The organism is Pygmaiobacter massiliensis (assembly GCF_900199435.1).
GTDB classification, from domain to species: domain Bacteria; phylum Bacillota; class Clostridia; order Oscillospirales; family Ruminococcaceae; genus Pygmaiobacter; species Pygmaiobacter massiliensis.
On the sequence record NZ_OAML01000003.1, the window covers coordinates 944,232 to 967,055 of the forward strand.

The window sequence follows — 22,824 nt, forward strand, 5'->3', positions numbered from 1 at the left end:
AATGAAAAAAGCAGTTTCGTTTTTGCTCACACTTTCCATGATGCTCTGTGCTGTACCAAACCTGCACGCAGTAAGTACGGTGCCGGAAAGTCCGGGCTGGCAACTTGTGTTTCAAGACGAGTTTGAGGGGACAACCATCAATCCTCAATACTGGAATACTTTTGACCCAAACCTGTCAGCGCAAGATTATTATTTCTATGCAAACTCGCCAGAAACAATCGTCTGTCCAGAGAATGTTAGCGTAAGCAATGGTATGTTAAAGCTGCATGCAGAGTATGCACCGATGCAATTTGGCGGGGCAACTCACGATTACCGTACCGGTACGCTGCAATCTCGCGGCAAAGTAGAACTGACTTATGGTCTGTATGAGGCAAAAATTAAAATGCCGGACTTGCCCGGAAGTAACCCTGCTTTTTGGCTGATGCCGCACCATGATGGGACAAATTTTTCGTTTATTGGCCTGGGGGGCACGGGTGCGGAAGTAGATATTCTGGAACACCTTTATAACGACAACGACCATTACCAAACGACCGTCCACTGGGGTGGATACGAAAGCAACCATAAAAGCTGGACTGCATCTCCAAAACCATATATGGGTTCTATGCACGACTGGCACGTGTTCGGCGTGGAGTGGGCACCTAGCTTTCTTAAATTCATGGTAGATGGCAACGTGGTTGCAACTTACACTGGCGAAGCAGTTCCATACGGGCCCGAATTTATCATTTTAAGCTTAGGCCTTGGAGGGTGGATTGGACAGCCGGACCGGGCGAAAATGCCTGCGGATATGCTGGTAGACTATGTAAGGGTTTATCAGCGAACAGACAAAATAGAAAACGGTCGATATGTTATTAGCTCTGAGTTTTCTGGTAAGGCGCTTGAGGTTTCAAGCGCGGCAGCAGGAGCGGCCATTGTGCAGAAAATACCAAGCCAAAGTACATTGCAGCAGTGGGACGTGCAGCAGATGAGCGATGGAACCTGCAAAATCACCAACGTAGCCACTGGCCTATCTCTAGATGTATACGGCCAGCAAACGCAGAATAACGCTCCGATTATCCAGTGGAATGACGAGGGGCGTGCCAACCAGCGATGGCTGCTGGAGGCTTCAGGGAGCGGCTCGTTTTATCTGATCAATCAAAACAGCAAAAAAGTAGCCGATGTGGCTGCAAGAAGCACACAAGACGGAGCGAAAATCATACAGTACGAAAACAATAGAGCAGACAATCAGCGTTGGCGCTTTTCAAAGCTGGGATAGTGGAATCAGGCGGGCGGTGTAATCACCGCCCGTTTTTTCTATTTAAATCGTCGCAATGCAGGAAGGAGATGCAATATTATGCCAGAAAGGCGCCGGGATGTCGACATGCCCTGCTTGCGCTTCCTGCACGTCAAAAGGAAGCTGCTCCATATCGAGCTCTTCGATTGTTGTAATTTCACCGCGCAGGTAACTTTCGATTCGCGCAGCTGCCGTATTTACACGCTGGAGCAGTCCGCCCAGCCTTAAATCGAAGATATCCAACCCAGCGGGGTTGTTTTCTCTCAGCCATAAGACATGAAAGGCCTGACCGAAAGTTTCCAGCGCTTTTCGAAGAGTGGGAAGATCGGCGTCGCAAATGGTGCGAAGCGAAGCCTTGTCTTTGTTTTGCCACGCGGTGTTCAGCTGCGCACGTACTTGTGTTTTTGCGGCCAATGCATGACAAAGGGTACGCTGCATCTGAAAAAGATAGCTCCAGTCGCCAGCGCTGGCTTCTGCTTCTTCCAGCAGTCGCTCACACGCTTCAAAATGCACAGTATATTTATCCAGTTCCATACAACTGCTCAACAGAGGAAAGAGAAGATCTTCATATAAAAGAGTTTTGGTGGCGTTTACCGCACACCGGCCGGGTGCGGGGTTGTTAGGCGTAAATACAGCGTGGTCCAATTGCATAAATGAGGCCCAGCTTCCCTCACAGCAAATCTCAAATCTTTTTGCCAGCGCTCCGGGCACGGCGGATTCTTCATAGCAAAGCTCTGCCCAATACTGAAGAGTGGGCAGTACTGCAAATGGAGAGCATTCTGCCCCATTATCAGACCACATAGTGAGGAGCACCTCTTTTATGCCGTGGTTGACACAGGCAAAATGTGCAAGGTCGGCAAGCTGCATACTAAAGGTGTTGCAGGGTGCAAAACCAGACCACTTCCACGCACCGCCCGCAAACATAACATTAGGGCTAAGCTCGAAATGTTTCTCTAGCATGCGCTCATAAGTGGCGAGGTCAGAGGAGTAATAATCCCAGTAAACCAAAGTAGTATCTTGTGGAATAGATACGGTAACGCTGGAATCAATTTGGATATCCTTGGCATAGTAGTCTCCGCCAGAAGCAAGACGAAAGAACATGTCGCTCCAAAGCATGGGTGAAAAGCCATGTCTGTTTGCGATTTCGTGTACCTTTTGAAAGTGATTTAGCATCAGTTCTGTCCGGTTAGCCGCTCCGTGCAAGTCAAGGTATTTGCCAAGCCCTACAAGGTGCGCCTCATCCATACCGATGTTAATTCGGTGCGTATTAAAACATTCTTCCATTGTAGAAAACATTGCGTCAATCAACGCATAGGTATGCTCGTCGTCAATTAAAAGGATATCGTTTACATCCACAAGATGTTGCATTGCTTTCCATTTAAGGGCCTGCCCCAAATGCGCGAGCGTCTGAATTGCGGGAATTAGCTCAATGCCGACACTTTGGGCAAAATGGTCTATCTCTTTTAACTGATCTTTGGTATAGCCGCCGCGCCCGTATCCGAAATAAGGATATTCAGATAGTTGGTAGACATCTTCCATATAAAGTTGCAACACTTGAAAGCCCATGCGACTAAGGCAGCACAGCAATTTTTTGACAGTGTCCACTTTAGGAACCGCGTTGCGCGAGCAGTCGAGCATTGCACCAAGGCGTTCATACCGGGGGATTTGTTTGAGCTTAAACCCCGCGGGGCGCGCGTCGTTTTCACAAACCAGCATAGCGGCGCGGCCCAGTAGGGAAGGACGGGCAAGCGTTACCTGCCATCCGCCAATGCGGCGCTCTAGTTCGATACCACAGCCGCCAGTCAATACATACACATCGGATGCGGGCGTAGGGAGACCTAGATTTTGCAGCAACTGCTTTTGAAATTCTGTAAGGCCATACCACATAGAAAACACCTCGTTATAAAAATCAGCCTTTCACTGCCCCGGCTGTCATGCCCTCTACAATATATTTTTGCAGGCAGAGATAAAGCAAAACTACCGGTAAAATCGTAATCGTCAGCGCAGCAAAAACGTAGTTCCAGCTACGGGCATACAAACCGTAGAAATTAAATACTGTCATCGGAATGGTCATGCGTTTTGCACTGCTCATTAAATAGAGTGGCACCTGAAAATTATTCCATACACCGATAGCCGCAATGATTAAATTGGTGACAATAACAGGCCGCATGATGGGCAGCAAAATGCGAAAAATTAGAGTCAGCGGACCAGCGCCATCAATCAGCGCGGCCTCGTCGATTTCTCGCGGTACGCTGGTGACAAAACTGGAAAATGTCATGACTGAAAAGGGAAGATTAATAGCAGCAAATACGAGAATAACACCAAGATAGCTTCCGCTGAGGTTCAAATCAATCATCAGCGTATAAGTAGTAACCATCTGCATGGTGGCGGTAAGGCCAAAAAGATAATAATAATAAAGGCATTTGGTAGCACGGTTTTTTCGTCGGGAGATAATAATACCCGTAATTGCGCCGAACAGCAGAATCAATATGACGGCGCCAACTGTAATAATAAAGCTGTTAAAGTATCCCCGTAAAATAGAACCGGTGCTCAGCACGTGCTGATAGTTTTGAATCTCAAAATGTGCAGGTAGGCTAAGATCCAGATGAAGCACCTCGTTTTGATTTTTAAAAGAGCCAAGCAGCATCATCAGAATAGGGATAAAAAACACGGAAGAGATAAGTAGTGCCGCTAAAGTTCGCAGTAATTTGACATATCGTTTTTTCATTATGTTTCCACCTCTCTGGATTTTAAGAACCGGTTCAGCAGGAAGGTGATTGCAACAACCAGAATGGAAAGCAGGATTGCTGCGGCACTCGAGCGACCAAGCTGTCCCATGCTGAAAGCGCGGTAAACATAAGTGCTGAGAACTTGCGTATCAAATCCCGGACCACCGCCGGTAAGTGCATAGACGAGGTCAAACACTTTAAGACCGCCGGTTATATTTAATGTTGTAACTACAGTAAACGAAGGGGCAAGCAGTGGCATTGTAATGTGCCGAAACTGCTGCCATGACGTTGCGCCTTCAAGCTGTGCGCTTTCGTAATAGTCTTTTGAAATTGCCTGCAGACCGGAAATGAAAATAAACATGCTAAAGCCGGCCCACATCCAGATTTCCACTATAATAATCCAAGCCATAGCACTGCCATAAGAGCCAAGCCAATCTCGTGTGAGAGAAGATAGCCCCAGACTGTTCAGCAGATTGTTCAGCAGGCCGTCTTGTTTTAAAATAGCCGTAAAAAGCAATCCAACAATCATAGTGCTTAATACACAAGGCAGATAAAACAGCGTACGAAAAATGCTGTTGCCGGGGAACTTTTTTACCACCAGTAGAGCAAGCAATAAACCGATGAGAGTTTTAAAAAATGTCGTAAATAATGCAAAGATGAGAGTGTTTGCAATTGAACGCAAAAAGATCTCGTCTTTCAAAAGGCTGACGAAATTGCTAATACCTACCCAGCTCGCAATGTGCATATGGTCCAGATTCCAGTTGGTGAAAGAGTAGCCAAATGCAGTAAAAATAGGAACAATAAAGAAGAGTGAATATACTAGCAGACCGGGGCCTGCCAGCCATAAAGGATAGGCTGTGCGCTGATTTTTGCTTTTCATTCAAAGGGCCTCCTTTTATAAAAAAAGCGGTCTGCCAAGGCAGACCGCTTTGCTGTTTGATTAGAAGCCCTGAGCACCTTGGTCTTTCATGTACTGATTAAAATCTTTCTGAAATTTCTCCATAATGGCTTTACCGTCCATGTTGCCTTTGGCAGGTGCATCCACATAATATACATACAGGCTGCTCTCACACAGTGCATTCAGATTCATTACGTAATAGTTGAACTCAGGCATTGCCTTGCCTGTTTTGATGTACTTTTCATTGATTTTCTGCAAATAAGCAGGTACCGGGCCACCGTCAACATCTTTAAAAGCAGGGAATGCAGGGCGATCTGCGAAATACAGATTAGCGTATTCCGGGGTAGACCACAAATCAAAAACTTTTTTTACAGTATCAAGATTTTTAGAGTTTTTGTAAGCGACAAATCCAGCAGAGGACATATTTTCGGTAATCACATCCACGCCATCTTTTATAGACATCGGGAACATGCTGATATTAGCGTTGGGATTTGCTTCAAGCACGCTGGCTGCGAAGAAATCGCCGTTAAAATGCATAGCAGCAGTGCCATCAGCAACTGCCGCAATAGCGTCGTCATAAACGGCAGAAGTGAAGTTGTCATTGACATAGCCTTTTTTATAGAGCTCAAGATATTTGTCGATGACAGCTGCAAATTCGGGCACATCGGTCCATTGGGTCTCATTTTTCATAACTTTGTCTGCAAACGCCTGCGCGCCTTCATCGCCCAGTGATTTTGCAAAGTTATCGGTCATCAAAATTTGAGGCACCCAAGTGTCCTTCGGCATGAAAATAGGTGTGATACCAGCAGCTTTGATTTTTTCGCAAGCGGCAAGTAGCTCATCCCAAGTAGAGGGCACAGCAGTGACACCTGCTTTTTCAAAAACGTCTTTATTGTAAGTAAAGCCGTGCAGACCGGGCACAGAAAGGAACGGGAAACCATAAATTTTGCCATCGGTTTTGCAGGCGACGTTATCGGGGATGATAAGACGCTGTGTCCAGGCTTCGTCGCTCATATCGGCAAAATATTCTGCGGGGTTTACAATGTCATAAATGGCAGGCACGTTATAGTCGATAATGTCAGGTGCTTCGCCGGAGTTCAGCTTCATTTTAATCATGTTCAGTGCTTCGTCATCGGGGACAATCTGAGCATCGACGATGATGTTTTCTTCTTCTGCCAGTTTCTTGATCATCGCCTGCAGTCCGTCAAAGTTTCGGGACTGCTGAATAAGAGCGGTAATGGTGACGGGTTCTCCTTTGGAAGCAGTGGAATCTGTTTTTGCAGAGCCGGAAGCAGTGCTGCCACTGGCAGAGGTAGCGCCGCAAGCGGTCATGCTAAGAGCTAGGCTTAACGCTAAAACACAGGCAATCAGTTTTTTCATGAAATAGTTCCTCCTTTTTCTCAAACAAAATTTTGGGTAGCCTTTCACACAAAAGCCCCCTTTAACGGCTCCTATTGTACCGTAACCAAGCAAGCAGGTAAATGTAAAAAATGGAAAAGAAAGATGTAAAGAAAACAAAAACTAGCCAATGTGCAGTATTGTTGTGCGCAGCTTGGGATATATTGCACAAAATGCTAGCCGAAAAGCCGCAATGATTCTATCTCAGCAACTTTTTGCTTTGCGACGAAAAAATTTAAGAGAAATGTGCATATCCAAAAGCTTCAGTTTAAATAGCTCACTTAAGTTGTTTTTGTTGCTATTAAATTGCATTTATAGATTAAATTACCACATCGCAAAAGCAGACTGATTTTATTTAGTGTTGCTGAATTTCAAAGATAAGCCTACAAGGCTTATCTTTATTTTTTATTGTAAGCAAAGTTAATTCATAAGTATAACTTTTTCAAAAGAGCAGCACATGCATGACTTAAAACATCTGTATTTTATAACACAAAACAAATTGGCCAAGTTTACTCACTTTACTTTTTTTACCGTTTTTTGTCATAGGGTTGGTGTTTGTGGTTTTCAATTATTTTTATAATCAAAGCACAAAAAACAAAAGGCAGACTGAGGTGCAAGCTCAGACATTCTATACTGTAAAAGGCGTTTTGCCCCAAGGCTTTGTGGGGCACATTGCTTATAACATCGTTTTGCCGAAAGCCTTAACAGATGTACGGCTGAAATTTGTATTTGATAAAAAGAATTTGCTGGAAGATGAAACGGCTTACTCTTGACCATGGAGGAATACAAGTAACGAAGTATATTCGCGCAGAGCTGCACAATCATATCACCCACTCTGACGGACAGCTGCAAGTAGAACCGCTGCTTGCGTATGCCGCCGAAAACGGGTTTAAAACTTTGCATTAACAAACCTCGACGCCGTTTCGTCTCGTGTATTTTTGCCCGAAAACGACAACGAGCAGTGCCTATCAGATGGGTCTGCTTATGGGCACGTCCCAAAAAAGAAAACCAAGTTTATTGATACCGTTTATCGCAAAGAAAGCGAGACCGATTAGGGTATAGCCTATTGGCACAAGAAAGTTTTGGTGGGTATGGGCTCGAGTAATGTGTATGGTCAATTTCTTCTGTGACAGAAAAGAGCAGATATAGTTGAAAAATGTAAAAATTTGGAATATACTGGGATAAAAGATATACGGTAGGCAAATTCCACCGCATAGCAAACAATTAACGCCGTACAGAGAATATCTGTACGGCGTTTTGTGTGTAAGGAAAAACTAAGTATAGCAATAATAAGAAACTGACAGTTACCCAAATCAATGGGCTTGGCGGTATAATTAATCCATATCTAAGTGAGAGATAAAAATGGACAAAACAGTTGTTGAATTGAAGTTAAACAAAAATGTGCTATATACGGAACTGGTTCGTCATAACAAAGAATATAGTTCTACTTGTGTGTCCTATCCTTAATTCAGGATGTTGGAGAATACGCAATAGATATACACTGCCACCATTGTGGCAAGAATCGGCAGAGAGAATAATGACTATGCATAAAATGGTAGCTATGAAAAGGTTTTTAAACAAATTATTGTCATACAGGTAATTTCTATATATGGGTTCATGGTAATTTTGATTTATAAGAGGATGTGTTTTTTATGCTTGATAAAATTCGGATAAAGAATTTCAAATCAATCAAAGAAATTGTTATTGACTGCAATGATCGTTTTAATGTTATAATCGGGCAAAATAATATTGGTAAAACTTCCGTTTTCGAGGCTATTCACCTGTGGAAAATTTGTTATGATGCGTGCATTCAAAAAAGTGACAAGAAATCATTTTATGCAACGTCCAAAAATATTCTTTTTTCAGATAATGAATACTTAAGGGTTTTTGAAGACAAGGATCTAGTAAACAATGATCTTTATAAAGATTGCAAAGATATCGAAATCGAGTTGATAATAAAATATAATGGAAATACCTGTGCACTTGGTTTTCAGATAACAAAAGTTTTAACACTAGACAATGCGTACTTACAAACATCATATATAAATAGAGATGAATTTAATAGATTTTCAAATATTGTAAAGCTTTCAGAGTTTAACCTTACTAATATTTTGATAATATGCGAATCAAGACCTATTGCCAATATAGTTGCAAAAGAGCCATACATGTACAAAAGCCAAGTAATAGATAAAATATCTCGAGGAAAAGGTTACGAAGTATTAAGGAATAAAATAGTGAAATCAACTCAGGTTAAAGAATTGATAGAAATGCACATAACTAATGTCTTAGGCTCATCTTATAGTTTTAGTGAGATTGATAAAGATAATAAAACATATATAAGACTGCTTGTGAATGGCACCAATATTTTGTCTCAAGGCAGTGGCTTTCTGCAGATCGCGGAAATATTTTCATCGTTAGAATACACCCAAGCAGGAATATATATATTACTAATTGATGAACCAGATTCACATTTGCATATGTCTTTACAAAAAGAATTGATTAAGGAACTTAGAAGCATAGATAATAGCCAAACATTTGTTATTACGCACAATGATAAATTCATTTCCTACATACCTGAACAAGAGATACTATTCATTAATGCCGCCAAAAAAGAAAGCGGTATCATTTCTCCTATTGAGCAAGGATATAAATATTTGATTTTAGAAAATTTAATCGGTGATGTTGATAAAGTTGATAGGCTTAGGGTAGCTAATAAAATAGTGTTATGTGAAGGACAAACCGATGTTGCTTTTTTTAATCAGCTTCTAGAGAAATACAAAGAAATAAATGATGTTCAACTTCCAAGTATATTTATTGAAAAGCTTGATGGAATTGATGCCTTAAATGACAAATTAGTGTCTTATTCAAGAGCGTATAATGAAATAGTTCAAGAAGATGCTGAATGGATAGTCATTAGAGATTCTGATTGTTTGCCTATTTCCAAACAGAAAAAGTCATCTAAAAAAAGCAAAACATATATTACAGCAACAAATAAGCAAATTGTTTTTCAAGCAGGTTATGGGATAGAGTCCACATTTATACATGAAGTCGACAAACTGACCGATTTGATTTTGGCTTATTATGAATTAGATAACGCTAAATACGAGATAGTTAAAGCAATAATTCAAGAATTAAAAAATGAATACGCTACAAAGGTTAGGGACTGTTTGGATACTGTTCATATAGAGTTAGAACGGCATTTTAACCGACAATTTAAAGTACGAGATGAATATAAACATTTATCATTACATGATATGTTAGCAGAAATAAATAGTGACAATATTGAGTACATTATGACTAAACCTATATTAAATATGTTTTTATCGTCACTTCATGATAGAATTATTGCCAATTATGAAGTTCAAACTGATAAGTTAGATAACGATACAATAATCGCTTTTTATTTATCAAGGGTAAGTACCGAAAATATCTATGATTGTCATCAGGATATCCTCAATACACTGATAAATTAAAACCAAAAAGATCAACTTCATATTATGTTTAATTGGTGGACAACCGATTGTAGCAATAATACGCAATTTGTTTAGCGGAAAATCATAACAAAAATGCACACTTATGAGAGATAGAAGCACGGCTATATAATACTGCAAATTACACCCCAAGAAATGCATATGCCGTAATGCCTTTATATCAAAACAGAAAGCAGGGAGACGTGATATGAATATTTCATCTATACATGTTCAGAATTTCCGAAAACTGCAACAGTGCCACATAGATTTCAGTAAGAATACTACTTTGTTCGTTGGGGCTAATAATAGCGGAAAAACTTCAGCTATGGATGCATTAGGTAAATTTTTAGCAGGAAGAGGCTTTGTTTTTAATGATTTTACTATCTCAAACCGTACTGCAATAAATGCAATTGGTGAAGAATGGACAGCGGAAAGATGCCAGATGCCAGAAGACTTGGTAAAATGGGACAATCTTGTGCCTATGATGGATGTTTGGCTAGAAGTTGAGCATAGCGAAATTCACTATGTAGCAAGTATCATTCCTACGTTAAAATGGCGCGGAGGAAAGCTTGGAGTTCGCTTAGCCTTTCAGCCCAAAGATATTTCAAAAATATTTGCCGAATATCGGGATGCTTATTCTGCGGCTCGTACTACTGAAGCTGCGGGAAGAGAAAAGGAAGCAGTTCATATAAGTCTATACCCAAGGAATTTGTGTGATTTTTTAGACAAAAAATTAAATGCGTATTTTTCTATTAAGTCATATGTACTTGATCCAAAACAGTCATTAGCAGAACCACCACAATCAACCCCTTATTCAATGGAATGTTTCACAGATAACCCATTAAAGGGTATTATCAGGATCGATATGATTGATGCCCAGCGTGGATTTTTTGATCCGGATTCTTCTGATGAAAATGAAAGGTCACGGAAACAATTATCTGCCCAGATGCGGAGCTATTATGACAAGCACTTAGATCCAGAAAAACTCCCTACCTCTGAGGATTTAGAAATATTGGAAGTCACCGAACAAGCGAGAGGTGTTTTTGATAAAAATCTAGCCGATAAATTTGCCCCTGCAATTTCGGAACTAGAAGGTTTGGGTTATCCCGGAGTAACCGATCCTAAAATTACGATTATAACTAAAATTAGTACAGGTGAAACATTGAAACATGATTCTGCCGTGCAATATGCCCTTAGTAAAAACGATGAGACACTAAAGTTGCCGGAAAAATATAATGGTTTGGGCTATCAGAATCTAATTTCAATGGTATTTGATCTTATGAGTTTTAGAGATAGTTGGATGAGAGTGGGAAAAGCTCAGCAAACACAGGATACTCCAGATACAATTGAGCCGTTGCATCTAGTTTTAGTGGAAGAGCCGGAAGCACATTTGCATATGCAGGTTCAGCAAGTTTTTATACGAAAAGCCTACTCGGTATTAAGAAATCATAAGTTTTTGAAAGAAAATAAGAATTTTGCCACACAGCTTGTTATTAGCACCCATTCCAGCCATATTGCACGCGAGACAGACTTTGCGGATTTACGCTATTTCAAACGACTTCCTGAATGTGCGAGCTGTAATGTTGCTACGACAAAAGTAATTAATCTATCTGATGTATTCGGTAATGAAGATGAAACAGACAAATTTGTAACGCGATACCTGCAAACAACCCATTGTGACTTATTCTTTGCAGATGCTGCTATATTAGTTGAAGGTTCCGCTGAAAGTATGTTGGTACCGCATTTTATAAAAGAACATTATCCGGAATTGCATCAAAGATATGTTTCGATACTTAGCATAAGTGGCCGTCATTCACATCGTCTAAGTCCTTTGATTGATAAGCTATGCTTACCAACATTAGTGATTTCTGATTTGGATTCTGCTGAACCAAGCGGACACCATAAGGCAGTTCGCCCTGAACGGAACAAAGGACTAATAAGTAGTAATTATGCTATCACAAATTGGCTGATTAAAGAAAAAGATTTGGACAAACTTCTTGATCTTGGGGAAAAACAAAAAGAGTCTGAATGTAATATCCCTTACATGTACTCTGTACGAATTGCCTATCAGACTCCGATGCAAATTGATTTTAAGGGAGTTCCGACAGAGGTGCTGTCCAGCACCTTTGAGGACTGTATGGTTTATGCGAATTATAAACTATTTAAAGATCTTAAGCTTGAGGACGATGATGCAGGTGAGGCTGGGAACCTTCTTAAGAAAGTAAATGCCGCACTCAATGCTGAAAAGCCATTTGATAACATACATAAGCAAATATATGATGAGCTTAGAACTGGAAAAAGTGATCAGAAAGCTGAATTTGCTCTGGATTTAATTTATGCCGTTGATCCCGGTAAGCTTACGGTCCCTCCATATATTGCGGAAGGATTAGAGTGGCTCCAAACTATTCTGCGCCCTAAGGAGTGTTGAAATGGAAGATATAAAAGTTACTCATCCATTATCGGATAACTATGTAGATGATCATGTGGATGATGAAATAAGAATATGTTTTTCTGAAGATAATCCCAAAAGCTTCTTTATGTTTGCGGGAGCGGGTTCTGGCAAAACGCGGAGCTTAATTAATACGCTTTCTTTCTTAGATAAGAAAATGGGAGCAAAATTGTCCGTATATTCAAAACAAATTGCAGTTATAACTTATACCAACGCTGCTTGCGACGAAATTTCTAAAAGACTTCAGTATAAGCCGATTTTTGCGGTATCTACCATTCACAGTTTCCTATGGGAACTGATTAAAAACTATCAGCCTGATATTAAAGCTTGGATTATCGAATCTCTAAAAAGAGATATTGCAGAGTTAAACGAAAAACAGGCTAAAGGACGTGGCGGTGATGCCGCCATTAAAAGAGCGGAAGAGATAAAAAAGAAAACGGTTCGCATTAGTAAAATTGATACCATAAAGAAATTCTCCTACAATCCTAATGGAGATAATGTGGGCTATGATTCTCTAAACCATAGCGAAGTCGTTAAAATGGGCTCCGAATTTATAGCTACCGAAGAAACCATGCAGGAAATCCTAATCGGTAAATATCCCATCTTGTTAATTGATGAGAGCCAAGATACAAAGAAAGAGCTTGTTGACGCTTTGCTTATCGTTTACGAAAAATATAAAGACAGATTTGTTATTGGCATGTTTGGTGACACCATGCAGAGAATATATATGGATGGCAAGGACAATCTGGCCGATTGTATTCCCGATGAATGGGAAAAACCCGAAAAAGTCATGAACCATCGTAGTGCTACGCGCATAGTTGAGCTTGCCAATACAATCAGGAAGACTATTGATAAACAGCAACAGCGGCCACGCACTGATGCTGAAACAGGAACAGTACGTTTATTTATAGCTGATTCTTCTGCTAATAAAGAAGAAGTAGAACATCAAGCCGCTAAAGCTATGTCTGAGAAAACTAATGACAAAGCATGGCTTGATGCCACACAATATAAAAGTCTGATTCTAGAGCACCATATGGCTGCCAGTAGATTTGGATTTCTTGAATTGTATTCCCCGCTGAACGAAATAGATTCCTTCAGCACATCTTTACGTAATGGATCAATATCTGAAATATCATTTTTAGCAAATGTTATTTCTCCCTTAATAAAAGCATATCAAAGCGGCAATGACTTTGAGGTTTCAAGAATTGTGCGACAGTCTTCCCCTCTTTTAGGCAAAAAGGCTTTCCTAGAAAACTCTACAGATCAGAGCAAATTGCTTGAATCCGCCGAAAAAGCAGTCGAAGAATTGCTCTTACTCTGGAAGGACGGATCTATCCCTACTTGTGTTGATATATTAAAGGTCATCAAAAAAACTAACCTTTTTTTCCTTAATGATCGTGTAGACGAAATTTTGTCTGGCACAACAGCAGATGAGGATAAAAAGATAACCGCTTTAAGAGAAGCACTGTCTGTGCCTTTTGATAAGTTGGAAAGATATTCGGCATATGTCACTGACAATACCCAATTTGCTACGCACCAAGGTGTAAAAGGCTTAGAGTTCCCTAGAGTTATGGTCATTATGGATGATGCCGAGGCCAAAGGATTCCTATTTAGCTATGAGAAGCTTTTCGGTGCGAAGGCCAAAACAGAAACAGATATCAAAAATGAACGCGAAGGCAAGGACACGGGAATAATAAGAACGACACGACTTTTCTATGTAGCATGTACGCGAGCAGAAAAAAGTTTGTCAGTTGTGGCTTACACGAATGATAAAAACGCAGTCAAGGATACTGCAATTTCAAACGGCTGGTTCTCGGTTGAAGAAATTGAGCTCTTGTAATGACAAGATATGATTACTTAAATAAATGTAATAAAGCAAACTTGGAAAGATATTTAGTAAGAAGATTGGATTTGTGCAAAGAAGGATTTATCTTAATTAAACGTTGCCTAATGTTTATGCTTCGTAGTTCCTTGTTATAGAAATAATATAAACTAAAGCCGATGTTTAGCAAATCCAAAAACAAATACAATAAAATTATATAAAATGAGAGAAAAAATATGAAACTTGGTAAAGCCTTTGAAATACTTGTAAAGCGCATTCTATTAAATATTGGGTTTTCAGAAGTTATGTCTGATGGTTTGTATATATTTGATGGTGCTCCCGGTCAAATGATTCAAGGATTGGGAGAAGCGCATAATGCTGATGTACTATTGGAGCCTCCTGTTCAAACACCATTTTATTCTAAAACAAGATTACTAGTAGAGTGTAAAGATTACAGTAGAAAAGTTGGTTTGAATACTGTAAGGAGTGTTTTAGGTCTAAGGGAGGATATTAATAATTTTGAGATCGTAGATTTAAACGAGTTGACCGCTCGTCGTCGGCAGAATCGTAATGGCGTCGTTTATAGTTTTGAAAGATATTCTTATCAAGTGGCGATTGCATCCATAAGTGGATATACTGTACCTGCCCAAAAATTTGCGGCAACATATCGTATTCCTTTACTGGAATTTAATAGAATGCCATTTTGGAATGAATTTTGTGAATTAATTAGTAATAGGGGTATTTATCAAAATCAACATAGACTATATATGAACGAATTTAGAGATGGCGAGATAGAAACTCAAATCATAGACTTTGCTGATAGGGTTGGAAAGTATATGGCTGTGGCAATTACCAATTCGGGGCAAATGCTGTTTTTGTATCGAACAACTGGTGAACGAACTCAATTCTCTGACTATTATTCTTTACATTGGAATGAACCAACACAGCCGTGGAGTTTGAACACAGGAGAACAAACATATATATTTCAATTACCTGATAATATTTTGAAACTGTGGTTGGATAATGCCAAAAACGAGCTTGAAATGAAAAAGGAAGCCATTAATTGTAAAGCAAGCTTCTTTGCAAATATGATTGTATATTTTACCGAACACAGCCGTCCAGTTATCAAGATGATTTCCATAGATAAATATGAACTTGAAAGAGCCAGAGAGTCTCTATACGTCTAAACGCATGTGGATCAGTTATTAGATATATCACTTATTTTGGACTTCCGATTATGTTTATTCCACGAACCCCACAACAACGCCATAAGAATGCAGCTGCGTTTTCACATAAAAAGAACAGCATTGGCCTTAAAAGCCAATGCTGTTCTTTGGTAAGGTGGAAAATCGTATGGAACGATTTGTCCGGCAATGGAATGGCGCAACTTTGTGCTGGGGGCGAGTGCCTAGACCTTGCTAAATCCTTCCATAGCTTTTTGGATTGCAAGGTCACAGCTGTCGCCCTCATAAGAAATCAGTATGGAGACAAACACGTGATCCACTTTCCGCACCAGTGCGATCCAGGACTGTGTGGTGTCGCCCTCACGCTCGTAATGGGTCACTACCAGCTTCTGAGCAGCGTAAGAGCGACCGGCGACTTTCTTGGTGGTGGGTTCTGAAATTCGTGCATCGGATAAAGAACGCTTGGCGGGATCACTCGGCAGTCTGTTTAGAAGCAGCTGATTTGCTACCTCGGCAGCGGTAAGGTCTGTCTTTTCTTTTCCTGCGACAAAATCATTGGGGAATTTGGTGCTTTCCACGTCGTAAATCGTCAGAGCAATCGCATAGGTCGGACCATAGGTGGCGCCCTGCAAATCGCTAATACAAAATTGAGAATATACATAGGAATCATGTACGGTTCCATCTATCGCAGTCCCTGAATAAGCGTCTAAATCCTTCGGCTTTTCCCATTTAAGGCCGATTTCTTTATTCACGTATTTGCTTTTTCGCTCGGAATAAGAGCCCTTGAGAATGCTGGTTTGTTTTCCACAGGAAGAGAATGTGAGCATAACGGCTACGCAGAGCAGGAAAGATGCGCACCGGAGCCATTTGCGATGCCTATTGTCGTTATCCATTCTGAACACCCTCCAATTCTAACCGGCTCAACATTGTGCAGAAGGCATAGATTTCCTCATCACTCATGTGGCAGTATAAAATTCTTGACGGCTCACCCAACTGCTCTACGCCGCAGTAATAAATCGCAATACTGCCGGCTTCGCCATAGGTTATTGATGGAGCAGATTCAGTCTCACCATTTGCCGGAACAGAGGAGCTTTCAAGCGCTGCCCTTTCATCTAAGGTTGGTGGTACTGCGATAGGGAATTGATCGATATAGCGTTCAATTACCACTGTGGCGGCAAGTCGATCGATGATGAACTGATAAACCATATATTCTGTGTTTTTCAAGGAGTTCCCCTCTGAAAGAAGAACAGGTGCTTTTTCATAGGGATTGTCTGTATCGAATAATTTTTTGGCAGAGATATTTTGAAAACCACTGCCTGGAAACCCGATAGTAACCTTTCCGGATATGCGATCTACTAAAACCTGTGGGCCAATACTGTTTTGCTTGCCGGTCGAAATCATATCCTCTAATTCTTGGCGCAGTTCGTCTGAATCCAAATAAGGGCTGCAAGTTTTCGGATAAAGATTATAACTGCCGGTAGCTGCATCCTGTACAAAGCTGTCAGCATTGGTGTACGGAAAACCCGGCGAATCATGGGATATGAGGGCGGTTGGTTGCATTTCAAAGCTTATGAAATCAGAGCTGTTTTGTGCCCCACAGCCGGTGAAACTAAGTAATAATAGAAGGAACAAAGCACACTCCGCAAAACGACATGGGTGCAAAGATTGATGTTTCATGTTAAACCTCGCTACTTTCTGCTCTTGGCAAGAGAATATAGAGCGATTACGGCGATAATTGTGACCACGGTTGCTAAGAAAGGATTTTTCGCAAAGCCTATTAAAATCAAATAGCTCCCAACTAACCCGTAAGCGGCGACTTTTACTAACTCCCTTGTAAAACCGCCTTCAAAATACATCACATCAAAAATACTGTGATACACAAACCAAATCACACCGGAACAGATGACCCATAAAATAAGAAATCCCATTTTAACCTCCTCATAACAAAGAACTGTATTTTGTATCTAAGCCATTCATTTTTCTCTCGTTTTGCCGCATAGCAAAGTATGGCGCATGCCAATAATAACGGTATATCTCTATAACGATAATTTGTAAATACTATAAAAGTAATCTCTGCAACGTTTGAATGATATCATTAAAGTGATAAAGCAACGTGGGGGGAACGATATGGATGTAGCTGGTAGAATTAAATTTTTCAGGGAGCAAAAAGGCTTCACCGTGAACCGGCTGGCCAACCAAGCGGGAATCTCGCAAAGCTATGTGCGAGACATTGAGCTGGGCAATAAGAATCCGACCGTTGATCTCCTCGAAACCCTGTGTGAAGCACTGGATATCACGCTCAAAGATTTCTTTAATGATGAAACCCTGAAAGCAATAGACCAAAACAGGGCACTCCAAGCCGTTTATCGGCTTACCCCTCAGCAGCAAGAGCGATTACTGGATTTTCTCCAGTCGATATAAAAAGAAGGCCGCGGCCTTCTTTTTTTGTTGCCTTATTGACTTTTCAGCGGCTCGGCATAAAATCCGTGAGGCTTTGTGCCACGGGGCTTGCCAGCTTCCAGTGTCCCAAGTAATATGACGAAGCCAATGAGCAGCATAGTGGCAAATATCCTTTTGTTTTTCATATTCGCTTCTCCCGCAATAGCCGGTAAAAGGTGCTTTTGCTAATCTGCATCTGGCGAATCGCCTGGGCGGCAATCAGCTCGCCGGAGAGATACCGGCGAAAGATAGCCTGCATTTCCGCTGTCAGCGCAATGGGCGGCTTGCCCTTGTACTTTCCGGCTCGTTTGGCAATCTCAATGCCTTCCCGTTGCCGCTGCAAAAGATATTCTCGTTCCAGCTCTGCCACCGCTGCAAACACCGTCAGCATGAATTTACCGGTAGGTGTCGCGGTGTCGATTGCTTCTTTCTTACTAATAAAAGAGACCTGTCTCGACTCAAGGATTTCCATGAGTTCGAGCAGGTCTTTTGTGTTTCTGGCAAATCTCGAAATGCTGTCCACGATGACCACATCGCCGCAGCGTGCAAATGAAAGCAGCTCTTGCAGCTGTGGGCGCTGCATGTTTTTGCCGGACGCTTTGTCGATGTAGACTTTCTCCACACCGAGCGAAAGCATCATCTCTTCTTGACGTGCCGTGTTTTGTTCTGCGGTGCTGACACGGACATATCCAATCTTCATTTTTTCATTACCTCCATCATCAGATTACAGCCTAGCCGAAAGCCAGAAGCAAAACTGATTTCACTTTCCATCTTCCCGATTTTACGAAAGGTTTCCAACAGCGCAGAAAGAGCCTCTGTATCTTCCTTTGAAAAATGCACGGCGATTTCTTTTTCACGCCAATTCGCTTCATTAAGCAGCGCTTTGTAATCGGCATCGGCATATGTGGCGTCACGCATCGGGTCAATCGTCCCTTGAAAAAGCGCAGAAATGGTTGGCTGCATAGCATTGCCCCCTTTAAAAGTAGTAACCGCAATCAAAGCATTCGGCTAATGCGGTTTGCATCTGCGAGGGATGCAGCAGCATTTCTTCGATTTCTTCTTCGCAAAAGCCAGCGTCCAGCAAGCAGAAAATCTCGTCCTCGGTATAGCCCATGATGTGAGAAATCTCCAGCAATGGCGCCAATGCGTCGTTGCCAACCCCCTTTTTCTCGCAGTCGCTAAACCACCCCCTATAGCCATACGGTACAGAAAAGAAAGAGGGGACAAAGTGCGGGCGATTGAGCTTTGCTGTATCAAAGGTGCTGCGCTTCATCTTACCGGCGGCATTCAGCGAGAGAATTTCTCCTTCTTCTATTGGGATAACGTCACAAGTGCCAGAGAGAAAGCTAGCCAGGTATAAGGCTTTTAATAAGATCTCTCTGGTGCTGGCATAGCAAATAAGACCAGAGCCGGCAAAACGAGCGATGCAAAGCGGGTTGTTGCCACGCATAAAGAAAAGGGTATTATTGCTGTCCAGCACCGTAAAGCTGAAAGTACCTTCTAGCTGCTCTGCCATTTCTGCCAGCGCATTAAAATCGAGCTTTCCGCCCCTCTCCAAAAGCTGTACGGCGACATAGCTGTCCGTTTCCACTTTGGTTGCAGGTAAATGCTGCTGCAATGCAAGCATAGAATCATTTGCAATGACACCGTTATGCGCAAGTGCAAATGAATTTCCCTTAAGATGACCGGGGAATGGATGATTGTTTTCGTTGTGGGAGGCTTTGCCCTGGGTCGCCATGCGCACATGTCCCATGACGGCAGTGGTTTTCGCCGGCAGCGAAAACTGCATCAAACCTGCGGCTCTTGGGCGTTTGTAAATGCGCAGTGCGCCGTCTGTGCTGACATATGCAATGCCGGTGGCATCGGTGCCACGCACGGCACTTGCCTCGGCAAGGCAGCGGGTCAGCCGATTTGCCTGCTTTCGTGTCAAAGTATGATTCGGGTCAGAAAATCCAAATAATCCACACATCGTTTTACACCTCACAGTCTGCCGCAATCGGTTCATTGACATAAAGGCGCCGCTCTTTTAAGTACTGCACCAGCTCCGGCTTTTCCGCTGCTGAGATTCTCGCCACGAAATCCGGCCAGCTCAGCGACTGCATTTCTTCCTCACCGAAAGAAAGAGCCACGCTGCAAATCTCATCAACAAGCTGCAGCGTGGCTAGAAAAGTATTGTATTTTAAAGTGCCCCGGAAGATGCGGAACTCAATGGTATTTCGGGGTAAAAGGTTAACACAGGAGTATCTGCCGCTATCGGCTTTTTTGGCGTGTTCCAGAATCTCACGGCCGGAATCCTTGTAGCCATATCGTGCCGCCCACTGGCGAATCTGCCCCTCGGTGCGGCGAGAAAAGCACAGTAGCTCTTGCCAGAACCGTTCAAAGAAATAGAGGATGTGCCCGATGGCGGCTTCCTGCAATTCTTCGCTCTCTCCAAATGCAGCACGGCTGACATGGACATGCAAGCCACAGGTACCGGCATTGTGGGAGCGGTAATGAAGCGATTTGAACTTCTCCAGCGTTTCTTCCCACGGGAGATTTTGTTTGTGGTACGCAAGGGTGCAGGGATGGGTCACAAGCTCCCAGCCATCCTCAAGGCTGCCGTCAGCTTTGCCGTATCCAATCGGCTCGGCATCGCTATTCTGATTGAAAACAGCAAGCACCTGACGGGCCTTTCCAGAATCCTTGCCGCCGTCGTCCACTTCCAGCTCTACGCCAAAATAACGGGGCGCATTGCCGTAGAAGACAGGCGCCGGCTTGTAGCTGTAGGGATGAATGGGAACGCCCACATTATCATAGCAGGCGGGACAATAAGGATAGTCCTCATCATCGTCCAGATAGTAAGCCTGTGAGTTTGGGATGATTTCTCCGCAGTGGTGGCAGCGGGTGTAGTAATCGTCATAGCAGTGGGTACAGACCTGCTGGCAGGCATCTGCCACCATGTTGTCGAGATAGTACCGCTCGCCGCAGCGGTCGCAGATGGCGGTCTGTGCATCCGCACAGTCTTGGCAAAGTGGTTCCTCTTCCGCCCAATAGGCTTCTTCCTGGCGGCCCACGGCTCCGCAATGGGTGCAAACAAAGGTTTCCATATTTCGTATTCTCCTTATTTTTCGTCGGTAATTTTTTGGACGAGCATGACCAACAAGCTGGTTGCAAGCGCGACGAACGCTTCCGCTGCCTGCCGGCTCAGCTTGAAATTATTTTTCGGTCATATACAGGCCTCCTTTAGAGATTCATAGCAGTGTTGCTTGCTGGTATGATATATCTCTTAGAAGGTGGAGAATACGAAAATGGCCGTCTCGTTATCGCACTATGGGCGGCCTAAAATATATTGCAATAAGTTTTCTTTGTAGATGCGCCAGTGAACGCCGGCACGAAAGCCTTTCAGCACACCGGTATTTAAAAGCTTGTAAACGGTATTCAGATGAATGTTTAAAAAAGCGGCGACATCTTCTGGCACAAGAATTGCAGGCAGATCGCCCACTTCATAGATAACTTCACTGTTGTAGTCGTTCATATCCATTCCCTTTCTGTGTACGCAAGTGGTAGAGAGTGAAGCTTACGCTTATCCACTCCTCTCCACATGCTGCACACACTATGTTCTTTTGTAAATTGATGATTTTCTCTCACGCTCGGTAAATGCCGAGTGTGGGACAAATTTTATCTTCAAATTAGATTGAAAAAACAAATCCAGTTTTCTGCTTAATCTAGCTCTGTAGCCTCAAAATCATCATCCTCGATCTCGTTTGCAGAAACGCTTTCACCGGATTCTACATGACTTTGCAACCATTTTTTGCTGATGCGATATCCGCCCAGCTTGACTGCGGGGATCTCTCCGTGCCGCACCATTGCGTAGACAGTTTGCTTGGTCAACTGACAAAGATCTGCAACCTCTTGCAGGGTTAGAATATCTCCATAATCACAAAATTTTTTTGGCGTTTTATTTATCATTGTAAACACTCCTTTACTTTTTTGTTGTAGTCCTTAACTTTCTGTTGTATCGGTTTTTATTTTTACCACACGGGGTTGCTTACCGTACTATGGTCTACACGTTCTAACAGGCTTGGGTAAAACCCTGACCAGCTATCACTATCTTTCGTCTTTCCCGGCCATAAAAGCACAGATGCCCCGAAAGCGCTTTTCAGCAGTTTTTCGCAATAAGGGAGGTCGATATTTCTCTTTTGGGCAGACTGTGCGAAACTTTGCCATGCTGTATGTCTGCGCTGCTCTTCCCAACAGTCTAAAAGCATTTGGCATGCTGGGGTACTCACTCGACGCTGCTCTGTTAATATTTTAAGAACTTTCCAAGCCGATTCCTGCACAATGTAACGGCAATCAAGGTGCAGCATTTTTAAAACGCGGATCATCTCATGCTTGCTGGTGGTTTCTACGTCCTGTAAAAAGGTATGAACAGTAGCAGCGTTTGGATTCTCTGTGAGCTTTTTGGCTTTCATCTGAACTTCAATCCTCAAAATTCCTTTGGCGGCAGCGGTTTCTTCTCCTGAAAAAAAGCCATCTGATTTTTGGTTTTGACTTGCTACTTGGTCGAATTTGCTATAAGCGACAAAGGCAAACCCGCTGCTTTCAAAATGTACAGAGTGGGGGTACTTGCTGCGGTGCGTAACAGGATCTCGTTCGTCTATCAGCTTGATTTCATAGGGAGGGCGGGATTTCTTTATTAGCTTTAAATAGGCGTTGACTTCCTTGTTGTTTTTCATCTGACAGTTCATGCAATAATCCGCCCGGGTGATACGGTAGCTTTCCGGGCCAAAATCCGAAATGAAAAGCCCTACCACATAAAGCAGTTGCTTTTCCACCTTCCATGCTGCCTCGGCTGAGGCGCAAAACAGGGCGATATGGTCGGGCGGCTCATTTTGTATCCCCTGCACCACACGAGCAGGGTTGACAATTAATTTTAAGGTGTAGGAGCAATAGCCACTCTCCTTTATCAAAGCCTTGGTCAATATGATACGAATACCCGCAAGGGCGGCTTGTAATGCGGCGTCTTTGCAGCTTCGGGCAGACAGGTACCATTTATCTTGTCCTATGGCCCAGAATGCTTTTTCGGGGTATCCTCCGTTTTCTTTTATCATTGTTTTTGCGCAATGAAATTGTTCGCTGTTTAACCGATAGGTTAACTCAAACGTATGTACCGAGTAATGAGGATT

23 protein-coding genes are annotated in these 22,824 nt (G+C 42.5%); 8 read left to right on the plus strand and 15 right to left on the minus strand.

Going from position 1 to position 22,824, the window contains the following annotated elements:
* Position 1: 1 nt before the first annotated feature.
* Positions 2-1,252 carry an RICIN domain-containing protein gene (locus C1A11_RS08985; RefSeq protein WP_102050141.1) on the plus strand — a complete coding sequence of 417 codons (1,251 nt, stop codon included), beginning with the start codon at positions 2-4 and terminating at the stop codon, positions 1,250-1,252.
* A 42-nt stretch (positions 1,253-1,294) separates the two neighbouring features.
* Here C1A11_RS08985 and C1A11_RS08990 read toward each other — a convergent pair whose 3' ends face one another.
* The 4 genes from C1A11_RS08990 to C1A11_RS09005 are packed head-to-tail and all read right to left on the minus strand — an operon-like array spanning position 1,295 to position 6,277.
* Positions 1,295-3,157 (minus strand): beta-N-acetylhexosaminidase, encoded by a 1,863-nt coding sequence (locus C1A11_RS08990; RefSeq protein WP_102050142.1) that lies wholly within the window; start codon positions 3,155-3,157, stop codon positions 1,295-1,297.
* A gap of 22 nt (positions 3,158-3,179) precedes the next feature.
* On the minus strand, positions 3,180-3,998 hold the full coding sequence (locus C1A11_RS08995) for a carbohydrate ABC transporter permease (protein WP_102050143.1): 819 nt from the start codon (positions 3,996-3,998) through the stop codon (positions 3,180-3,182).
* Positions 3,998-4,879, minus strand: a complete 882-nt coding sequence (locus C1A11_RS09000; protein WP_102050144.1) for a carbohydrate ABC transporter permease — start codon at positions 4,877-4,879, stop codon at positions 3,998-4,000. The genes C1A11_RS08995 and C1A11_RS09000 overlap by 1 nt, the downstream gene beginning before the upstream one ends.
* A 60-nt stretch (positions 4,880-4,939) precedes the next feature.
* Positions 4,940-6,277, minus strand: a complete 1,338-nt coding sequence (locus C1A11_RS09005) for an ABC transporter substrate-binding protein (RefSeq protein WP_102050145.1) — start codon at positions 6,275-6,277, stop codon at positions 4,940-4,942.
* A 629-nt stretch (positions 6,278-6,906) separates the two neighbouring features.
* Here C1A11_RS09005 and C1A11_RS13820 point away from each other — a divergent pair.
* The 6 genes from C1A11_RS13820 to C1A11_RS09030 all read left to right on the plus strand — a co-directional run bounded on the left by C1A11_RS13820 (position 6,907) and on the right by C1A11_RS09030 (position 15,223).
* Positions 6,907-7,068: a hypothetical protein gene (locus tag C1A11_RS13820; protein ID WP_180950304.1), complete on the plus strand. Its 162-nt coding sequence runs from the start codon at positions 6,907-6,909 to the stop codon at positions 7,066-7,068.
* On the plus strand, positions 7,049-7,201 hold the full coding sequence (locus C1A11_RS13825) for a hypothetical protein (RefSeq protein ID WP_180950305.1): 153 nt from the start codon (positions 7,049-7,051) through the stop codon (positions 7,199-7,201). The genes C1A11_RS13820 and C1A11_RS13825 overlap by 20 nt, the downstream gene beginning before the upstream one ends.
* Positions 7,202-7,947: 746 nt before the next feature.
* Complete coding sequence (locus C1A11_RS09015; protein WP_102050147.1) at positions 7,948-9,768, plus strand: ATP-dependent nuclease; 1,821 nt, start codon at positions 7,948-7,950, stop codon at positions 9,766-9,768.
* A 205-nt stretch (positions 9,769-9,973) separates the two neighbouring features.
* Entirely contained in the window at positions 9,974-12,193 is a 2,220-nt protein-coding gene (locus C1A11_RS09020; RefSeq protein WP_102050148.1) for an ATP-dependent endonuclease, read from the plus strand.
* A 1-nt stretch (position 12,194) separates the two neighbouring features.
* Positions 12,195-14,054 (plus strand): UvrD-helicase domain-containing protein, encoded by a 1,860-nt coding sequence (locus C1A11_RS09025; RefSeq protein WP_102050149.1) that lies wholly within the window; start codon positions 12,195-12,197, stop codon positions 14,052-14,054.
* A gap of 218 nt (positions 14,055-14,272) precedes the next feature.
* Positions 14,273-15,223, plus strand: a complete 951-nt coding sequence (locus tag C1A11_RS09030) for a PDDEXK family nuclease (protein WP_102050150.1) — start codon at positions 14,273-14,275, stop codon at positions 15,221-15,223.
* 221 nt (positions 15,224-15,444) lie between these two features.
* Here the strand turns inward: C1A11_RS09030 and C1A11_RS09035 are convergent, their stop codons facing one another.
* From C1A11_RS09035 to C1A11_RS09045, 3 genes are read right to left on the minus strand one after another with little or no spacing between them, the layout of a single operon-like run.
* Positions 15,445-16,113: a hypothetical protein gene (locus C1A11_RS09035; RefSeq protein ID WP_102050151.1), complete on the minus strand. Its 669-nt coding sequence runs from the start codon at positions 16,111-16,113 to the stop codon at positions 15,445-15,447.
* Positions 16,106-16,897, minus strand: coding sequence for a hypothetical protein (locus C1A11_RS09040; RefSeq protein ID WP_145995744.1), 792 nt, complete (start codon positions 16,895-16,897; stop codon positions 16,106-16,108). Before C1A11_RS09040 ends, C1A11_RS09035 begins: the two co-directional genes overlap by 8 nt.
* An 11-nt stretch (positions 16,898-16,908) precedes the next feature.
* Positions 16,909-17,148, minus strand: a complete 240-nt coding sequence (locus C1A11_RS09045; RefSeq protein ID WP_102050153.1) for a hypothetical protein — start codon at positions 17,146-17,148, stop codon at positions 16,909-16,911.
* A gap of 199 nt (positions 17,149-17,347) precedes the next feature.
* On the opposite strand from C1A11_RS09045, the gene C1A11_RS09050 reads away from it, so the two are divergent.
* Positions 17,348-17,641: a helix-turn-helix domain-containing protein gene (locus C1A11_RS09050; protein WP_145995745.1), complete on the plus strand. Its 294-nt coding sequence runs from the start codon at positions 17,348-17,350 to the stop codon at positions 17,639-17,641.
* Between the two features lie 32 nt (positions 17,642-17,673).
* On the opposite strand, the gene C1A11_RS14005 is transcribed toward C1A11_RS09050, so the two are convergent.
* From C1A11_RS14005 to C1A11_RS09085, 8 genes are all read right to left on the minus strand, one after another.
* On the minus strand, positions 17,674-17,805 hold the full coding sequence (locus C1A11_RS14005) for a hypothetical protein (protein WP_278335981.1): 132 nt from the start codon (positions 17,803-17,805) through the stop codon (positions 17,674-17,676).
* Positions 17,802-18,359: a recombinase family protein gene (locus C1A11_RS09055; protein WP_102050155.1), complete on the minus strand. Its 558-nt coding sequence runs from the start codon at positions 18,357-18,359 to the stop codon at positions 17,802-17,804. The genes C1A11_RS14005 and C1A11_RS09055 overlap by 4 nt, the downstream gene beginning before the upstream one ends.
* Positions 18,356-18,622 carry a DUF6809 family protein gene (locus C1A11_RS09060; protein WP_102050156.1) on the minus strand — a complete coding sequence of 89 codons (267 nt, stop codon included), beginning with the start codon at positions 18,620-18,622 and terminating at the stop codon, positions 18,356-18,358. The genes C1A11_RS09055 and C1A11_RS09060 overlap by 4 nt, the downstream gene beginning before the upstream one ends.
* Before the next feature lie 13 nt (positions 18,623-18,635).
* Positions 18,636-19,628 carry a class II glutamine amidotransferase gene (locus C1A11_RS09065; RefSeq protein WP_180950306.1) on the minus strand — a complete coding sequence of 331 codons (993 nt, stop codon included), beginning with the start codon at positions 19,626-19,628 and terminating at the stop codon, positions 18,636-18,638.
* Positions 19,629-19,632: 4 nt separating this feature from the next.
* Positions 19,633-20,745, minus strand: a complete 1,113-nt coding sequence (locus tag C1A11_RS09070) for an amidoligase family protein (RefSeq protein WP_102050158.1) — start codon at positions 20,743-20,745, stop codon at positions 19,633-19,635.
* Between the two features lie 221 nt (positions 20,746-20,966).
* On the minus strand, positions 20,967-21,173 hold the full coding sequence (locus tag C1A11_RS09075; protein WP_102050159.1) for a helix-turn-helix domain-containing protein: 207 nt from the start codon (positions 21,171-21,173) through the stop codon (positions 20,967-20,969).
* Positions 21,174-21,358: 185 nt separating this feature from the next.
* On the minus strand, positions 21,359-21,607 hold the full coding sequence (locus tag C1A11_RS09080; RefSeq protein WP_102050160.1) for a helix-turn-helix domain-containing protein: 249 nt from the start codon (positions 21,605-21,607) through the stop codon (positions 21,359-21,361).
* Between the two features lie 62 nt (positions 21,608-21,669).
* A complete protein-coding gene (locus C1A11_RS09085; RefSeq protein WP_145995746.1) occupies positions 21,670-22,749 on the minus strand; it encodes a phage/plasmid replication protein in 1,080 nt (359 codons plus the stop codon).
* Positions 22,750-22,824 lie beyond the last annotated feature (75 nt).

Excerpts from the sequence above, each read along its gene's own strand:
- C1A11_RS08985 (WP_102050141.1), top strand. The coding sequence starts at position 2 with ATGAAAAAAGCAGTTTCGTTTTTGCTCACACTTTCCATGATGCTCTGT.
- C1A11_RS08990 (WP_102050142.1), bottom strand. The coding sequence starts at position 3,157 with ATGTGGTATGGCCTTACAGAATTTCAAAAGCAGTTGCTGCAAAATCTA.
- C1A11_RS08995 (WP_102050143.1), bottom strand. The coding sequence starts at position 3,998 with ATGAAAAAACGATATGTCAAATTACTGCGAACTTTAGCGGCACTACTT.
- C1A11_RS09000 (WP_102050144.1), bottom strand. The coding sequence starts at position 4,879 with ATGAAAAGCAAAAATCAGCGCACAGCCTATCCTTTATGGCTGGCAGGC.
- C1A11_RS09005 (WP_102050145.1), bottom strand. The coding sequence starts at position 6,277 with ATGAAAAAACTGATTGCCTGTGTTTTAGCGTTAAGCCTAGCTCTTAGC.
- C1A11_RS13825 (WP_180950305.1), top strand. The coding sequence starts at position 7,049 with ATGAAACGGCTTACTCTTGACCATGGAGGAATACAAGTAACGAAGTAT.
- C1A11_RS09015 (WP_102050147.1), top strand. The coding sequence starts at position 7,948 with ATGCTTGATAAAATTCGGATAAAGAATTTCAAATCAATCAAAGAAATT.
- C1A11_RS09020 (WP_102050148.1), top strand. The coding sequence starts at position 9,974 with ATGAATATTTCATCTATACATGTTCAGAATTTCCGAAAACTGCAACAG.
- C1A11_RS09025 (WP_102050149.1), top strand. The coding sequence starts at position 12,195 with ATGGAAGATATAAAAGTTACTCATCCATTATCGGATAACTATGTAGAT.
- C1A11_RS09030 (WP_102050150.1), top strand. The coding sequence starts at position 14,273 with ATGAAACTTGGTAAAGCCTTTGAAATACTTGTAAAGCGCATTCTATTA.
- C1A11_RS09035 (WP_102050151.1), bottom strand. The coding sequence starts at position 16,113 with ATGGATAACGACAATAGGCATCGCAAATGGCTCCGGTGCGCATCTTTC.
- C1A11_RS09040 (WP_145995744.1), bottom strand. The coding sequence starts at position 16,897 with ATGAAACATCAATCTTTGCACCCATGTCGTTTTGCGGAGTGTGCTTTG.
- C1A11_RS09045 (WP_102050153.1), bottom strand. The coding sequence starts at position 17,148 with ATGGGATTTCTTATTTTATGGGTCATCTGTTCCGGTGTGATTTGGTTT.
- C1A11_RS09050 (WP_145995745.1), top strand. The coding sequence starts at position 17,348 with ATGGATGTAGCTGGTAGAATTAAATTTTTCAGGGAGCAAAAAGGCTTC.
- C1A11_RS14005 (WP_278335981.1), bottom strand. The coding sequence starts at position 17,805 with ATGAAAAACAAAAGGATATTTGCCACTATGCTGCTCATTGGCTTCGTC.
- C1A11_RS09055 (WP_102050155.1), bottom strand. The coding sequence starts at position 18,359 with ATGAAGATTGGATATGTCCGTGTCAGCACCGCAGAACAAAACACGGCA.
- C1A11_RS09060 (WP_102050156.1), bottom strand. The coding sequence starts at position 18,622 with ATGCAGCCAACCATTTCTGCGCTTTTTCAAGGGACGATTGACCCGATG.
- C1A11_RS09065 (WP_180950306.1), bottom strand. The coding sequence starts at position 19,628 with ATGTGTGGATTATTTGGATTTTCTGACCCGAATCATACTTTGACACGA.
- C1A11_RS09070 (WP_102050158.1), bottom strand. The coding sequence starts at position 20,745 with ATGGAAACCTTTGTTTGCACCCATTGCGGAGCCGTGGGCCGCCAGGAA.
- C1A11_RS09075 (WP_102050159.1), bottom strand. The coding sequence starts at position 21,173 with ATGAACGACTACAACAGTGAAGTTATCTATGAAGTGGGCGATCTGCCT.
- C1A11_RS09080 (WP_102050160.1), bottom strand. The coding sequence starts at position 21,607 with ATGATAAATAAAACGCCAAAAAAATTTTGTGATTATGGAGATATTCTA.
- C1A11_RS09085 (WP_145995746.1), bottom strand. The coding sequence starts at position 22,749 with ATGATAAAAGAAAACGGAGGATACCCCGAAAAAGCATTCTGGGCCATA.